18 protein-coding genes are annotated in these 14,534 nt (G+C 65.8%); 15 read left to right on the top strand and 3 right to left on the bottom strand.

The window, feature by feature from the left end:
• The first annotated feature begins 64 nt into the window (after positions 1-64).
• The 4 genes from coaD to ACW9UR_RS13400 all read left to right on the top strand — a co-directional run bounded on the left by coaD (position 65) and on the right by ACW9UR_RS13400 (position 2,725).
• Positions 65-556 (top strand): pantetheine-phosphate adenylyltransferase, encoded by a 492-nt coding sequence (gene coaD, locus ACW9UR_RS13415; protein WP_458917500.1) that lies wholly within the window; start codon positions 65-67, stop codon positions 554-556.
• A 28-nt stretch (positions 557-584) separates the two neighbouring features.
• On the top strand, positions 585-1,097 hold the full coding sequence (locus ACW9UR_RS13410; protein WP_458917499.1) for a peptidylprolyl isomerase: 513 nt from the start codon (positions 585-587) through the stop codon (positions 1,095-1,097).
• Entirely contained in the window at positions 1,094-1,675 is a 582-nt protein-coding gene (locus ACW9UR_RS13405) for a peptidylprolyl isomerase (RefSeq protein WP_458917498.1), read from the top strand. Before ACW9UR_RS13410 ends, ACW9UR_RS13405 begins: the two co-directional genes overlap by 4 nt.
• Before the next feature lie 96 nt (positions 1,676-1,771).
• Positions 1,772-2,725 (top strand): DUF3179 domain-containing protein, encoded by a 954-nt coding sequence (locus ACW9UR_RS13400; protein WP_458917497.1) that lies wholly within the window; start codon positions 1,772-1,774, stop codon positions 2,723-2,725.
• Between the two features lie 222 nt (positions 2,726-2,947).
• Here the strand turns inward: ACW9UR_RS13400 and ACW9UR_RS13395 are convergent, their stop codons facing one another.
• Both ACW9UR_RS13395 and tyrS read right to left on the bottom strand, forming a co-directional pair.
• A complete protein-coding gene (locus tag ACW9UR_RS13395) occupies positions 2,948-3,694 on the bottom strand; it encodes a hypothetical protein (RefSeq protein WP_458917496.1) in 747 nt (248 codons plus the stop codon).
• 285 nt (positions 3,695-3,979) lie between these two features.
• Positions 3,980-5,230 (bottom strand): tyrosine--tRNA ligase, encoded by a 1,251-nt coding sequence (gene tyrS / locus ACW9UR_RS13390; protein ID WP_458917495.1) that lies wholly within the window; start codon positions 5,228-5,230, stop codon positions 3,980-3,982.
• Positions 5,231-5,300: 70 nt separating this feature from the next.
• Between tyrS and ACW9UR_RS13385 the strand changes: the two genes are divergently transcribed.
• On the top strand, positions 5,301-6,401 hold the full coding sequence (locus tag ACW9UR_RS13385) for an anhydro-N-acetylmuramic acid kinase (protein ID WP_458917494.1): 1,101 nt from the start codon (positions 5,301-5,303) through the stop codon (positions 6,399-6,401).
• Between the two features lie 96 nt (positions 6,402-6,497).
• On the opposite strand, the gene ACW9UR_RS13380 is transcribed toward ACW9UR_RS13385, so the two are convergent.
• A complete protein-coding gene (locus ACW9UR_RS13380; RefSeq protein WP_458917493.1) occupies positions 6,498-7,148 on the bottom strand; it encodes an alpha/beta hydrolase in 651 nt (216 codons plus the stop codon).
• 162 nt (positions 7,149-7,310) lie between these two features.
• Here ACW9UR_RS13380 and ACW9UR_RS13375 point away from each other — a divergent pair, with 162 nt between their 5' ends.
• The 10 genes from ACW9UR_RS13375 to sufD all read left to right on the top strand — a co-directional run bounded on the left by ACW9UR_RS13375 (position 7,311) and on the right by sufD (position 14,533).
• Positions 7,311-7,781 carry an Rrf2 family transcriptional regulator gene (locus tag ACW9UR_RS13375; RefSeq protein WP_458917492.1) on the top strand — a complete coding sequence of 157 codons (471 nt, stop codon included), beginning with the start codon at positions 7,311-7,313 and terminating at the stop codon, positions 7,779-7,781.
• 79 nt (positions 7,782-7,860) lie between these two features.
• A complete protein-coding gene (locus ACW9UR_RS13370) occupies positions 7,861-8,937 on the top strand; it encodes a cysteine desulfurase family protein (RefSeq protein WP_458917491.1) in 1,077 nt (358 codons plus the stop codon).
• Positions 8,938-9,013: 76 nt separating this feature from the next.
• Positions 9,014-10,567, top strand: a complete 1,554-nt coding sequence (gene sufB, locus ACW9UR_RS13365; RefSeq protein WP_458917490.1) for a Fe-S cluster assembly protein SufB — start codon at positions 9,014-9,016, stop codon at positions 10,565-10,567.
• 25 nt (positions 10,568-10,592) lie between these two features.
• Positions 10,593-10,964 carry a hypothetical protein gene (locus ACW9UR_RS13360; protein WP_458917489.1) on the top strand — a complete coding sequence of 124 codons (372 nt, stop codon included), beginning with the start codon at positions 10,593-10,595 and terminating at the stop codon, positions 10,962-10,964.
• Positions 10,961-11,353: a hypothetical protein gene (locus ACW9UR_RS13355; protein WP_458917488.1), complete on the top strand. Its 393-nt coding sequence runs from the start codon at positions 10,961-10,963 to the stop codon at positions 11,351-11,353. The genes ACW9UR_RS13360 and ACW9UR_RS13355 overlap by 4 nt, the downstream gene beginning before the upstream one ends.
• A gap of 28 nt (positions 11,354-11,381) precedes the next feature.
• On the top strand, positions 11,382-11,702 hold the full coding sequence (locus ACW9UR_RS13350; RefSeq protein WP_458917487.1) for a heavy metal-binding domain-containing protein: 321 nt from the start codon (positions 11,382-11,384) through the stop codon (positions 11,700-11,702).
• Positions 11,702-11,974 (top strand): hypothetical protein, encoded by a 273-nt coding sequence (locus ACW9UR_RS13345; RefSeq protein ID WP_458917486.1) that lies wholly within the window; start codon positions 11,702-11,704, stop codon positions 11,972-11,974. Before ACW9UR_RS13350 ends, ACW9UR_RS13345 begins: the two co-directional genes overlap by 1 nt.
• Before the next feature lies 1 nt (position 11,975).
• Positions 11,976-12,488, top strand: a complete 513-nt coding sequence (locus tag ACW9UR_RS13340; RefSeq protein WP_458917485.1) for a hypothetical protein — start codon at positions 11,976-11,978, stop codon at positions 12,486-12,488.
• Positions 12,489-12,491: 3 nt separating this feature from the next.
• Positions 12,492-13,247 carry a Fe-S cluster assembly ATPase SufC gene (sufC, locus tag ACW9UR_RS13335; RefSeq protein WP_458917484.1) on the top strand — a complete coding sequence of 252 codons (756 nt, stop codon included), beginning with the start codon at positions 12,492-12,494 and terminating at the stop codon, positions 13,245-13,247.
• On the top strand, positions 13,247-14,533 hold the full coding sequence (gene sufD, locus ACW9UR_RS13330) for a Fe-S cluster assembly protein SufD (protein ID WP_458917483.1): 1,287 nt from the start codon (positions 13,247-13,249) through the stop codon (positions 14,531-14,533). Before sufC ends, sufD begins: the two co-directional genes overlap by 1 nt.
• Position 14,534 lies beyond the last annotated feature (1 nt).

Below are 14,534 nucleotides of genomic sequence, written 5' to 3'. Positions count from 1 at the left end.
GGTGCTTTGCGCCGCAACGGGTCAGACCGGACAGGCTGGTCGAAAACGGCGCAGGGACAGGTACATGCGGACAGGACTCTACCCCGGCACCTTTGACCCGGTGACGGTCGGCCATCTCGACATCATCGAGCGCGCCTGCACCCTGGTCGACCGGCTTGTGATCGGCGTCGCGATCAACCGGGACAAGGGGCCGCTCTTCACGCTCGAGGAACGGGTCGCCATGATCGAGGCCGAGGTCGCCCCGATCGCCGAGCGCACCGGCGTTCAGATCGTCGCGCACCCGTTCGAGAACCTGCTGATCGACTGCGCCCGCCAGGTCGGCGCGAACGTCATCATCCGTGGCCTGCGGGCGGTCAGCGACTTCGAATACGAGTTCCAGATGGTCGGCATGAACCGGGCCCTCGACGACACGATCGAGACCGTGTTCCTCATGGCCGACGCCCACCACCAGGCCGTGGCATCGCGGCTGGTGAAGGAAATCGCACGGCTGGGCGGCGATATCCGCCCATTCGTCACCGACCCCGTCGCGAAGGCGCTCAAGGCCAAGTTCGGCTAAGCCCGCGACCCATCAGAAGGAGGCTCCCTTGGCCGACATCAAGGATCCCGAGAACACGATCATCATCACGCTAAAGGACGGCGAGGTTGTGCTCGAACTGCTGCCCGACGTGGCGCCCAAGCATGTCGATCGCATCAAGGAACTGGCCCGGGGCGGCCAGTACGACAACGTCGCCTTCCACCGCGTCATCGATGGCTTCATGGCCCAGACCGGCGACGTGGCGAATGCCAACATGGAAAAGGACTACAACCCGCGCCGCGCGGGCACCGGCGGCTCCTCGCTGCCCGACCTGCCGGCCGAGTTCTCGAAGATCCCGTTCGATCGCGGCGCGCTCGGCATGGCCCGCTCGCAGAACCCGAACTCGGCGAACTCTCAGTTTTTCATCATGTTCCAGGATGGCCACTTCCTGAACGGCCAGTACACGGTCTTCGGCCGCGTGATCTCGGGGATGGAGCATGTCGACAACATTACCCGCGGCGAGCCGCCCGCGAACCCCGACCGCATGATCACCGTGCGCGTCGCAGCGGATGTCGCGGCATGATCCGGCGCAGCTTCCTGGGGGCGGCCGCCGCGGCGCTGGCCGCGTTCGCCGCCCCCGTCCTCGCGCAGGATCCCGAGAACACGCTGCTGATCGACGTCGCAGGCGAGGCCAACGGCACGGTCACCATCGAGCTGCTGCCCGACGTCGCGCCTCAGCACGTCGAGCGGATCAAGACGCTCGCTCGTTCGGGCGCCTATGACGACGTCGCCTTCCACCGGGTGATCGAAGGCTTCATGGCGCAGACCGGCGATGTCGAGTTCGCCACGCGCGAGAAGTTCGCCGACGGCCGCGCCGGGACCGGCGGCTCGGACCTGCCGGACCTGCCCGCCGAGTTCTCGGACGTGCCCTTCGACCGCGGCGTCGTCGGCATGGCCCGCGCGCAGAACCCGAACTCGGCCAACTCGCAGTTCTTCATCATGTTCGACGAGGGCTACTTCCTCAACGGCCAGTACACCGTCGTCGGCCGCGTGACCGAAGGCATGGAGATCGTCGACCAGATCCGCCGCGGCCGCGGCCAGTCCGGCGCGGTGACCGAGCCCGACTACATGACCGACGTCCGCATCGCCGCAGATCAGTAAGGCGTTCGGTCGCTCGCGCGATCTCAAACCCGGGTGAGGGCCGCTTCCGGCCCCGCCCATCCCGGCGCACACTTTCCCGGAAAAGAACCGGAGGAGATGATGCGCCGCCGTACATTGTTGATCACTGCCGCCGCCGCCCTGGCCCTGCCTGCCGCCGCGCAGACGAATTTCCTGAACCAGCAATGGCCCAACACGGATTTCACGCGCGCCGCTGTGCCGCTGGACGAGATCCGCTCGGGCGGCGTGCCCCGCGACGGCATCCCGGCGCTCGACATCGCACGATTCGGCCCCGCGACCCGCCTCGATCCGCGTGAGCCTGTCATCACCGTCGCCCTCGACGGCCAGCCCGAGCGCGCGTACCCCGTCCGCTACCTGATGTGGCACGAGATCGTGAACGACGAAATCGGCGGCGTGCCGGTCGCCGTCACCTATTGCCCGCTCTGCAACTCGGCGCTGGTTTTCGACCGCCGCGCGGCAGGCACCACGCTCAGCTTCGGCGTCTCGGGCCTTCTGCGCCATTCGGACATGGTCATGTACGACCGGCAGACCGAAAGCTGGTGGCAGCAGTTCACCGGAGAGGCCATCGTCGGCCGCCTCACCGGCACCACGCTCACCCAGCTACTCAGCTGGATGGAGCCGGTTTCCGCCTTCACCGCGCGCAACACCGGCAACGTCATGCAGCAACCGCGCGCCGCGCGGCGCTACGGCACCAACCCCTACACCGGCTATGACGGCGCGGCGAAACCCTTCCTCTATTCCGGAGAGAACCCGCCCCACGGCATCCCGCCACTCGCCCGCGTGGTCCGAGTCGGCCCTCGCGCCTGGCCACTCTCCCGCTTCGAGGCGACCCCGGTGATCGAGGAGGCCGGCCTGCGCCTGGAATGGCGTTCCGGCATGGCCTCGGCGCTCGACACGGCGACAATCGGGCAGGGCAGGGACGTCGGCTCGATCCGCGTCTTCGACGCCGCCGGACGCCCGGTCCCGCACGAGGTCGTCTTCGCCTTCGCCTTCCACGCCTTCACCCCGAACGGGCGGTGGATGCTGGACTAGGCGCACAGTCCGCGCGGAACGGGCGACACCCCTTTATAGTGACATTGCATTGTCGGCTGTCTGGCGAAGCTATCCCTAATTAGCCAAGAAAGTGAGCCTGTAGGGCATGAACTTTTCCGCCGGGTGGCTCCGATATTCTTGCGACGCCTGCCGGGTGTAAGATGCGATATTTCCCCAGAAGGGTGTCGCGCCGCCCCAATGACAATACCAAATGGTCCCATTTCAGACGAGTTTCGCTTCCCCGAGATCAGCGAATGCTGGCATCCGCAAGCCGGAGGCGCCGATTGCAGTTATCAATCGGTCGGAGAAAAACATGAAGTTTGGCAATCGCGGATCACGCCAGATATCGACGCCCTTACACACTGTCGCCGCATTGAGCGCTACCACGAAGTTTTCCCCTGGATCGAGACGCCACTCCTGGGTTCCATCAAATGTACTTCGGCTCGGCCCGCGAAAGTATCTGGCCTGTTCGGGCACGAAGGCGGACTTTCGGGCAAGTACGTGCAACATGCCCCAGCGACCGGGTATCGGCTTGTCGCGATCCGGCCTCAGATCCGGCGCTCGGTCACCGTATGGGCTTATGTTCTTCTGATCGAAGAATGGCAGCTCGATCATCTGGCTCGGCCCGAGATTGAACTGTGAGAGCAGGTCAATAAGAGCGCCCGAAACGAAGAGGGCAGCACCATTCATCACGGCGAGATCAGGAAAACTGCGGCTGACCGGGCGATGCGTATTGATGAATATGCAGTCAGGCTCCTGACCGCCGGGGAACTCGCTGTAATGTTCGCGTATCAAGGTGCCGATTCTCAGCTTGTCGTCGATCGACAGCGCCTGCCAGCTTTCGGCCCATACCCTTGCCTTGACTGCTTTGCGCCCCTCGTCGGTGTAGACGAAATCCCAATACCACACGGGCGGTGCATTGATGACTTCGTCATCGCCTACACCATCGTCGTCCTCGGGTGCGGTCATACTGAATGCTTCACCTTCGCCGGAACCGCGGAAAGCAGAAACGCGAGCGCGAGGAGGGAGCGGAGAAATCGAAATCGCATGGGTCTATGGCTTGCCTGAAACATCCAGTCTGAAACGCTGCAAGCATAGGGCGAGCAAGCCTTCCGGTCATCCCCTTTGATGGGGCCGGAAAAGCCGTTAACACTCTATATAGAAACTGTTTCCCATTTAAATCATGGGCTTAAAGGGGGGTTTCACGATGAAATCCCCCTTTTTCATGCTGAAATCCGGTGTCCGAAGCGGCCTTTACAGCCGCACCAGCGCGTGGCGCTTCTTGCCTGCCGACAGTTTCACCGTGCCCGCTAGGCGGTCGGCATCGACCATCAGCCCGGCGTCGGTCACCGCCTCGTCGTCCAGCCGCGCGCCATTGTCCGCAATCAGCCGCTTGGCCTCTTTGCCCGAGCCTGCCAGCCCCGACTTGACCAGCAGTTGCACGATGGAAATGCCGCCCTCGGGCACGTCCCCGGCCTCCAGCGTCGTGGTCGGCAGCTCGCCCCCCACGCCGCCTTTCTCGAAGACCTCGCGCGCCGTCGCCTCGGCCGCCGCCGCCGCCTCGGCCCCGTGACAGAGCGTCGTGACCTCGTTCGCCAGCCGCACCTTGGCCTCGTTGATCCCGGCGCCTTCCAGCGCGCCCAGCCGCTCGCATTCGGCAACCGGAAGCTCGGTGTAAAGCTTCAGGAACTTGCCCACGTCGGCATCCAGCGTGTTGCGCCAGAACTGCCAGAACTCGTAGGGGCTCAGCATGTCGGCGTTCAGCCAGATCGCGCCGCCTGCCGTCTTGCCCATCTTGGTGCCGTCCGCCATCGTCAGCAGCGGCGAGGTCAGGCCGTAGACTTCGTTGCCCAGCATCCGCCGGGTCAGGTCGATCCCGTTCACGATGTTGCCCCACTGGTCGCTGCCGCCCATCTGCAACACGCACCCGTGCCGGCGGGTCAGTTCCATGAAGTCATAGGCCTGCAGGATCATGTAGTTGAACTCGAGGAAGCTGAGGCTCTGCTCCCGGTCGATGCGGCTTTTGACGCTCTCGAAGCTCAGCATCCGGTTCACGCTGAAATAGCGCCCGACCTCGCGCAGGAAGGTCAGGTAGTTCAGATTGTCCAGCCATTCGGCATTGTCGAGCATGATGGCGTCGGTCGCCGCCTCGCCGAAGTCGACGTATTTCGCGAAAACCTGCCCGATGCCCTTGATGTTCTGCGCGATCGCCGCCTCGTCCAGCAGCTTGCGCTCGTCGGCGCGGAAGCTGGGATCGCCAACCTTGGACGTCCCGCCGCCCATCAGCACGATCGGCTTGTTCCCGGTCTTCTGCAGCCAGCGCAGCATCATGATCTGGATCAGCGATCCGACATGCAGCGAGGTCGCCGTCGCGTCGAAGCCGATATACCCCGGCGCGACGCCGTCCAGCAGGCGCTCATCCAGGCCTTCGAGGTCGGTGCAGTCGGCGATGAAGCCGCGCTCCTGCATCACCTGCAGGAACTCGGATCGGGGTTTGTAGGTCATTGCGTCCGTCCGGTCGGGGTGGTTTGGTCAGGCCGCATCTATAGCGGAACGGGACGTGAAGGAAAGAGGCATGGCCGAGCAGGACGCGCCCATATGGGCGCTGGGGCTGATGAGCGGCACCTCGATGGACGGGGTCGACGCCGCCGCCCTGCTGACCGACGGGGTCGAGGTGCTGGGTTTCGGCCCGAAACGGTTCATCGCGTTTCCCGAAGGATTGCGCGCAGACCTGGCCGCGGCGCAGGGCCTCTGGCAGGACGACCGTGAGCGGCTGCCGGGGATCGAGGCCCGGCTGGGCGAGCTTTACGCCGAAGCGGTGCGCTTCTTTCCGACGACCGAGATCGTCGGCATGCACGGCCAGACCCTGTCGCACGACCCGGGGGCGTTCCGCACCCACCAGGCGGGCGACGGCGCGGCGCTCGCACGGGAGGCAGGCAAGCCCGTCGTCTGGGATTTCCGAACCGCCGACGTTCTGTCCGGCGGCGAGGGCGCGCCACTGGCCCCGTTCTTTCACCATGCGCTGGCCCGGATGCTGGGGCTGGAGCAGATCACCGCCTTCCTCAACATCGGCGGTGTCGCCAACGTGACCTGGGTGGATCCGGCGGTCGCCAAGCCTGAGCGGGCGGACGCGCTGGTCGCCTTCGACACCGGGCCCGGGAACGCGCTGATCGACGATCTCGTCGCGCGGCGCGGACAAGGAAGCTTCGACCGCGATGGCTCGCTGGCCGCCGGCGGACAGGTGGACGAGGCCATCGTGGCCGAGGTCCTGGCCGATCAATACCTGGCGCGGCCTGCGCCGAAGTCTCTGGATCGCAACCATTTCAACTGGCTGCAGGTGCGGGTTGAGAGCCTGGATACGGCGGATGCGGCGGCGACGTTGGCCGCGGTGACAGCCGCGACAATTGCGGATTCGGTACGGCACATGCCCGAACCGCCGGAGCGCTGGCTGGTCTGCGGCGGCGGACGACACAACAAGACGCTGATGGGAATGATCGCGGCGCGGACCAATGCCGAGGTCGCAGCGGTCGAGGCCGAGGCGCTGGACGGCGATTTCCTGGAGGCGCAGGCTTTCGCCTACCTTGCAGTGCGGGTGGCGCGGGGCATGCCGACCTCGGCGCCGTCGACAACCGGCGCGCGCCTGCCGGTCAGCGGCGGGCGGAGCAGCCTGCCGTAGTCACCAAAGGGGGGCTCCCGCCCGGTGGGGCGCGCCGCTTGCGCGGCGCTTCCACCCGTTGGGCCCGGCCCGCTTGCGCTGGTCCGGGCGCCTGCTTCAGCGGGTGTTCTCGGTCAGCCGCCGGCCGACATAGGAATTCACGAGGCCCATCAACTCGTCCATGCCGGGCTCGAAGAAGTGGCCGGCACCCTCGATCACCTCGTGGGTGATGGTGATGCCCTTCTGCTGCTTGAGCTTGTCCGACAGGGCGGTGATGTCCGCGGGCGGCACCACGCGGTCGGCCGAGCCGTTAACGATCAGCCCCGAGGACGGGCAGGGCGCAAGGAAGGTGAAGTCGTACATGTTCGCGGGTGGCGCGACTGAAACGAAACCCTGGATCTCGGGTCGGCGCATCAGAAGTTGCATGCCGATCCACGCCCCGAACGAGAAGCCCGCGACCCAGCAGCCCTTGGCGTTGGGGTTCAGGTTCTGCAGGTAGTCGAGCGCCGAGGCGGCATCCGACAATTCTCCCACGCCCTGGTCGTATTCGCCTTGGCTGCGACCGACGCCGCGGAAGTTGAAGCGGAGCACCGTGAAGCCCATGTCGTGGAAGGCATAGTGCAGGTTGTAGACGACCTTGTTGTTCATCGTGCCCCCGAACTGCGGGTGCGGGTGCAGGATGATGGCAATGGGTGCGTCCCGGTTGGGTTGGGGATGGTACCGGCCCTCGAGCCGGCCTTCGGGTCCCGGGAAGATCACCTCGGGCATGTATCACCTCTCTGGCGTTGCCGCGATTGGTTGACGGAATCGCTCGGGCAACATAGAAACATTCTAATTCGCGCCGGGGCATGTCCGCGGTCGCAGGTAAGTAAGCACTGCCACAAAGTGCGTCAACTGTGAACGCCGCCGGGCCCCTGACGGAGCAAGTCCATGAAACTGAGTACGAAAGGCCGCTATGCCATGATCGCGCTGACCGATCTTGCGCGCGAGGGCGGCTGCGGACCCGACGGAAAGCTTGTGGCGCTGTCCGAAATTGCCGAACGGCAGGACATCAGCCTTGCCTATCTTGAGCAGCTTTTCGTGAAGCTGCGCCGCGCGGAGATCGTCGAGAGCGTGCGCGGACCGGGCGGCGGCTATCGCCTGGCGCGGCCAGCGGAGAAGATCCGGATCTCGGAAGTGCTCGAGGCGGTGGACGAGACGATGAACGCGCTGAGCCGCGGGGCCGGGGCGTCGGGCGCGATGGGCGACACCGAGGCGGCGAACCTGACCGAACGGCTGTGGGAGCAGCTGTCGGCCTATGTCTATGTGTTCCTTCACCAGACCAGGCTGAGCGATATCGTGGCCGATACGCTGGCCCCCTGTCCGGCCGTGCCGGCCTTCGTTGAACTGGTGGACGAATGAACCGGACGGTGGCTCCTGTGGCGGGCGGCGGATGCCTCCGGCGGGGATATTTGGGGAAAGTGGAAGGGGGGCGCGCGTCTTGAGCCGGGTCTACCTTGACTGGAATGCGACCGCGCCGCTTCGCGAGGAGGCGCGGGCGGCGATGCTGGCGGCAATGGACGTCACCGGCAATCCGTCGAGCGTGCATTCCGAGGGCCGCGCCGCCAAGGGCATGATAGAACGCGCGCGGGCCCAGGTCGCGGAGGCCGTGGGCTGCAAACGCGACGAGGTGATCTTTACCAGTGGCGCGACCGAGGCGGCGATGGTGCTGGCGCACCGGCGGCCGGGTCATGCGGTCTGCGTGGACGAGCTGGCGCATGATGCGCTGTGGTCGCATCTCGATCTGACAGGGGCCGAGAATACCGAGGCGCCGGGGCACACGTTGGCCATGGGCGTCGCTTGCGGCGAGACTGGCCTGCTGCGCCCGGTGCCGGAACAGGTGGACGGGCGCTGGCCCTATGGCGCGGTCCGCTGCGACAGCCTGCTGCTCGATGCGACGCAGGCGATCGGGCGGGTCCCCTTCGCCTTCTCGTGGACCGGGGCGGACATGGCGGTGCTCTCGGCGCACAAGCTGGGCGGGCCCAAGGGTGTCGGTGCGCTCATCCTGCGCGAGGGGCTGGATATCGACGCGCTGGCCACCGGTGGCGGGCAGGAGATGGGCCGCCGCTCGGGGACCGAGAACGTGATCGGTATCGCGGGGTTCGGCGCTGCCGCCGAAGCCGCGTTGAAGGACCAGGCCGAGGGCGTTTGGGCGCGGGTTGAAAAGTTGAGAGATTTGCTCGAGAAGGCCCTGCAAGACGCGGCAGGCGACATTATCTGTATCGGGCAGGGGCAGCGGCGGCTGCCGAATACCAGTTGTTTCGCAGTTCCCGGCTGGAAGGGCGAAACGCAGGTGATGCAGATGGACCTGGCGGGCTATGCGATCAGCGCGGGCTCGGCCTGTTCCAGCGGCAAGGTGAAGGAAAGCCGTGTGCTGCGGGCATTGGGATTTGACGGCGTCACCGCCGCGAGCGCGATCCGCGTATCGCTGGGGCCAGTGACGACGGAAGAGGACGTGATGGGCTTCGCCGAGGCCTGGACGGCGCATTACCGGCGCTGGAAGGCCCGCGCGGCCTGAGAGGGAACAATCCGCCGGGCGCGTTCCGGCGTAGCAGACAGGACGGCCCCGGACAGGGGGGCGACAGGAGATGAGGATGGCAGGATTGGACGACGTTCAGATGAAGGAAGCCCAGGCGAAAGAGGTCCAGGTCAAGGAAGGCGTGGACCAGGAGACCGTCGACGCGGTCCGCTCGGTCGGGGAGCGCTACAAGTACGGCTGGGCGACCGATGTCGAGATGGAATACGCGCCCAAGGGCCTCAACGAGGACATCGTCCGGCTGATCAGCGAGAAGAACAACGAGCCGGAGTGGATGACCGAATGGCGCATGACCGCCTATCGCCGCTGGCTTGAGATGACCGAGCCGGAGTGGGCGATGGTCCACTATCCCAAGATCGACTACCAGGAGCAGTACTACTACGCCAAGCCGGCGAGCATGAAAGAGAAGCCGAAGTCGCTGGACGAGGTCGATCCCGAACTGCTGGCGACCTATGAGAAGCTGGGCATCCCGCTGAAGGAGCAGATGATCCTCGCGGGGGTCGAGGGCGCGGACGAGGCACCTGCCGACGGCCGCAAGGTTGCTGTGGACGCGGTCTTCGACTCGGTCTCGGTCGGTACTACGTTCAAGGCGGAACTGGCCAAGGCGGGCGTGATCTTCTGCTCGATCTCGGAGGCGATCCAGGAGCACCCCGAGCTGGTGAAGAAGTACCTGGGCTCGGTCGTGCCGCAGTCGGACAACTTCTTCGCGACGCTGAACTCGGCGGTCTTCTCGGACGGCTCGTTCGTCTACGTGCCGCCGGGCGTGCGCTGCCCGATGGAGCTGTCGACCTATTTCCGCATCAACGCCGAGAACACCGGCCAGTTCGAGCGGACGCTGATCATCGCCGACAAGGGATCCTACGTCAGCTACCTCGAAGGTTGCACCGCGCCGATGCGCGACGAGAACCAGTTGCACGCGGCGGTCGTCGAGATCGTCGTGCTGGAGGACGCCGAGGTGAAATACTCGACGGTCCAGAACTGGTACCCGGGCGACGAGAACGGCAAGGGCGGCATCTACAACTTCGTGACCAAGCGGGCTGACTGCCGCGAGGCGCGCGCCAAGGTGATGTGGACGCAGGTCGAGACCGGCAGTGCCGTGACCTGGAAGTACCCGTCCTGCATCCTGCGCGGCGATGAAAGCCAGGGCGAATTCTATTCCATCGCCATCGCCAACAACTACCAGCAGGCCGACACCGGCACCAAAATGATCCACCTGGGCAAGAACACGCGCAGCCGGATCGTCTCGAAAGGGATCAGCGCGGGCCACGCGCAGAACACCTATCGCGGGCTGGTCTCGATGCACCCGCGGGCCAAGAACAGCCGCAACTACACCCAGTGCGACAGCTTGCTGATCGGCGATCAGTGCGGCGCGCACACGGTCCCCTACATCGAGTGCAAGAACAACTCGAGCCGGGTGGAGCACGAGGCGACCACGTCGAAGGTGGACGACGACCAGCTGTTCTACTGCCGTGCCCGCGGCATGGACGAGGAAGAGGCCGTCGCCTTGGTGGTCAACGGGTTCTGCAAGGAAGTGCTTCAGGCACTGCCGATGGAGTTCGCCATGGAGGCGCAGAAGCTGGTGGCAATCAGCCTGGAAGGCTCGGTCGGGTAAGGCCGCGTAGTAGGCAGGGTAAACGATGTTCCGCGCGGAATATTTTCAGGCAGAGACATACATCGAGTTGACCACGCGTCTGCCTCGGCAGAAATCCCGCGTGGCGGCATCGATGTTCGTCCTGAGCGTGTTCGCCGCGCTCCTGAGCCTCTGCCTTCTGGTGCTGGGCGAATGGGGTGCTGCCGCGTTGGCTGTTGTTTGCGCCATAGCCTTCTATCAGTTCGAGCGCCTTGCCCGGCGTGCCGCCCGCGCAGAACTGTCGGCGGGGGCGGATCTCGCGGAGCGAAGCGCACAGCGGCGGGCAGAGCAGGAAGCCGCGCTTGATGCCCGGGTCGCCGAAGCCAAGGCCTCGGGCGCGTTCGACAGGTTCGGTCCTGACAACGGGAGTTCGACATGAACTTCTGGGGGCACGGAACCGGGATCGCGGATCGAGCGTCCTCGCGTGATATCACCCATCCGGCGCACACCGATGGTAGGCGCGAAGGTTACCTCGTGTCCGCTACCGTACTCCTCGTCGGGCTGATCGCGATCCTGACAACGCCTATGACCGCTGTGTGGAACTTCATCGCCTGTGTCGGGCTTGCCGTAGCGGTGGTCGCATCCCGTGTTGCCGCGATCAGGGTTTTCCGAGGGAAAGGGCATGAGCCCTGGGTGCAGGAACCAGATCCGTCGCTCCGCGAAAAGCGGGCGCAGAGGGCGCGTGAAATGTGGGCGACCGAGCAGGAACGCCGGATCGCGGAGGCCAAGGCTTCCGGCGCGTTCGACCGGTTCGGGCCGAGGGATTGACCGGACAGGACTTCAGGGGACAGCTGCGATGATCATGACGACCACCCCGAATATCGAGGGGCACCGGATCTCGGCCTACCACGGCGTCGTGGTGGGCGAGGCGATTCTGGGGGCCAATGTCGTGCGCGACCTGTTCGCGGGCGTGACGGACATCCTGGGAGGGCGGTCCTCGAGCTACGAGGCCAGCCTGCAGGAAGCCCGCGATGCCGCAATGAAGGAACTGGGCGACCGCGCAGCGGCGATCGGCGGAAATGCGGTGGTCGGGATCGACCTCGACTACGAGGTGGTGGGCAGCTCGATGCTGATGGTCTCGGCCTCGGGAACCTCGGTCACGGTGGAGGGCGTCTGATGCAGTTTCTCGGCGCGAGCATCATTGCGGGGCTGATCTATTTCGTCCTGAGCCTGCTCTCGGGCATGTACCTGAGCGGGCCAAACGTCACCAATGTCGCCGCGCTGGTGCAGGCGGTGGTCAAGACCGCCGTGTTCGTGACGCTGTTCCACTACGCGCATAACTGGATCGCGAGACTTCTGGGCTGGTACCGGGTCGACCGGCCCGAGGACAAGCACACGTTCGACCGGCACCCCGGCCTCGACCAGGTGCGTGAAGAGCGGGGGCAGTGACATGAGCCAGCCGCGCCGCTACGTCCCTGAATCGAAACAGATCGACGCCCGCGAGCCCGAACGGAGCAGCGTCGTGCTTCCCTTCGTGCTCGGCCTTCTGGGAGGGCTGGTGCTTGGCGGTGTACTGCTGGCCTATCCGGACGCGCTGGGGCGGGCCTCGGCGCAGATCGTGGGGCTCTCCGACCAGATCGACGAGGACCGCCGCCGCTGGGTCGTCTGGGCGCTCGGGCTTGGGCTGGTCTTCATCGTCTTCATGCTCCGCAACCAGATCCTGCGCAGCGGTGCGCTGCTGGGGATCGTGCTGGGCCTGTTCCTCTGGTTGCCCTTCGGGCGCCAGATCGTCGCCTACACCCCCGGGCTGGATCGGCAGGTGCCGACATTGGCCGGGGGCCTCGACCGTTTCGTCGCCCGCTCACCTGCCTATGGCACCGTGCGCGGCTGGGGCGAATCCGTGTTTCCCGTTCCCGGGCAAGGGCCCGCGGAGCGTATTGCAAATTCCGCGAATGAAGGATGAATGATGCTGGATATCAAGAACCTGCACGTGAAACTTGAGGAAGAGGACAAGCAGATCCTCAAGGGTGTGGACCTGCATGTTCCCGCCGGCAAGGTGCACGCGATCATGGGCCCCAACGGGTCCGGCAAGTCGACGCTGAGCTACGTGCTTGCGGGCCGTGACGGCTATGAAGTGACCGAAGGCGAAGCCTCACTCGAGGGCGAGGACATCCTGGAACTGGAGCCGGAAGAGCGCGCTGCCGCCGGCCTGTTCCTGGCCTTCCAGTACCCGGTCGAGATCCCGGGCGTCGGCAACATGACCTTCCTGCGCACCGCGCTGAACGGCCAGCGCAAGGCGCGCGGCGAGGAAGAGATCAACTCGGCCGACTTCCTGAAGATGGTGCGCGAGAAGGCGGCGACGCTGAAGATCACCAACGACATGCTCAAGCGCCCGGTCAACATGGGCTTCTCGGGCGGTGAGAAGAAGCGCAACGAGATCCTGCAGATGGCGGTGCTCGAGCCGCGCATGTGCATCCTGGACGAGACCGACTCGGGCCTCGACGTGGATGCGATGAAGCTGGTCGCCGACGGCGTGAACGCGTTGCGCTCCGAGGGCCGGTCGTTCCTGCTGATCACCCACTACCAGCGTCTGCTGGACCACATCCAGCCGGACGTGGTGCACATCATGGCGAACGGCCGCATCGTGAAGTCGGGCGGGCCCGAGCTGGCGCTGGAAGTCGAGCAAAACGGCTATGCCGAGTTCGAAGGCGAGGTGGCCTGATGGCGGTCGCGCAACCTAAACTCGACCTGGCCGAGGCGCTGCTGTCCCGCCACGCCGCGCCCGAAGCGGGCGCGCGCTGGGCGCAGGATGCCCGCGCCGCCGCCGCCGCGCGGCTGCGCGAGATGGGTGCCCCCGTCCGCCGCGACGAGTACTGGAAATACACCGACCCGAGCGCACTGACCTCGGACGCGCCGAAGTCCGCCGCTCCGCTGGAGCCGGAAAAGGAGGCGCTCTACGGTGATCGGGCGCAGGTGAAGCTGGTCTTCGTGGACGGCGTGCTGGATGAAGGCCTGTCGGACGCGCTGTCGCTGGAGGGCCTGACCATCGAGCCGCTGGCGCAGGCGCTGGCGACCGACATCCACTGGGCCAAGGATCTTTACGGCGTGCTGGAAACGCGCGGTCAGAACCCGGTGCCGCGCCCGTTGGCGGCGCTGAACACCGCCGTGGCGGGGCAGGGCGTGGCGATTCGCGTCTCGGGCACCGTCGCGACCCCGGTGACGATCGTGAACCGGCAGCTGTCGGACAGTTCGGACGTGGTCCTGCACCACGTCGTGAAGGTCGACGACGGCGCCGAGATGACGCTGCTGGAGGCCGGCCCCGCCGGGGCGCGCTACAACACCTGTCTCGAGGTCGACCTTGGGCATGGCGCGAAGTTCCACCACGTCCGCACCCAGGGCCGCGACAACGAGCGGCACGCCGTCACGCACAGCTTCGCGCGGCTGGCGGCCGAAGCCTCGTTCAAGGCGTTCACCCTGACCGTCAACGGTGTGCTGACGCGCAATGAAAGCGTGATCGAGTTCACCGGCGACGACGCGCAGGCGCATGTGGCCGGGGCGGCTGCCGGGGACGGCACCTTCCACCACGACGACACCGTCTTCGTGACCCATGACGGCGTGAACTGCGAAAGCCGCCAGGTCTTCAAGAAGGTTCTGCGCAACGGCGCGCAGGGCACGTTCCAGGGCAAGATCCTGGTCAAGCAGGGCGCGCAGAAGACTGACGGCTACCAGATCAGCCAGGGTTTGCTGCTGGACGACGACAGCCAGTTCCTCGCCAAGCCCGAGCTTGAGATCTACGCCGACGACGTGGCCTGTTCGCACGGTTCGACCGTGGGGGCGATCGACGAGGACGCCATGTTCTACCTGACCTCGCGCGGCGTGCAGAAGGCCGATGCGCAGGACATGATGGTGCTGGCCTTCCTCGACGAGGCGATCCAGGAGATCGAGGACGAGACCCTGGCCGACGACATGCGCGAACGGCTCTCGGGCTGGCTGTCGCGGCGGCGCTGAG

The organism is Halovulum sp. GXIMD14794, assembly GCF_054457455.1.
Note: the sequence above shows the minus strand (reverse complement) of the source record. Positions and strands in the feature narration are given on the sequence as shown.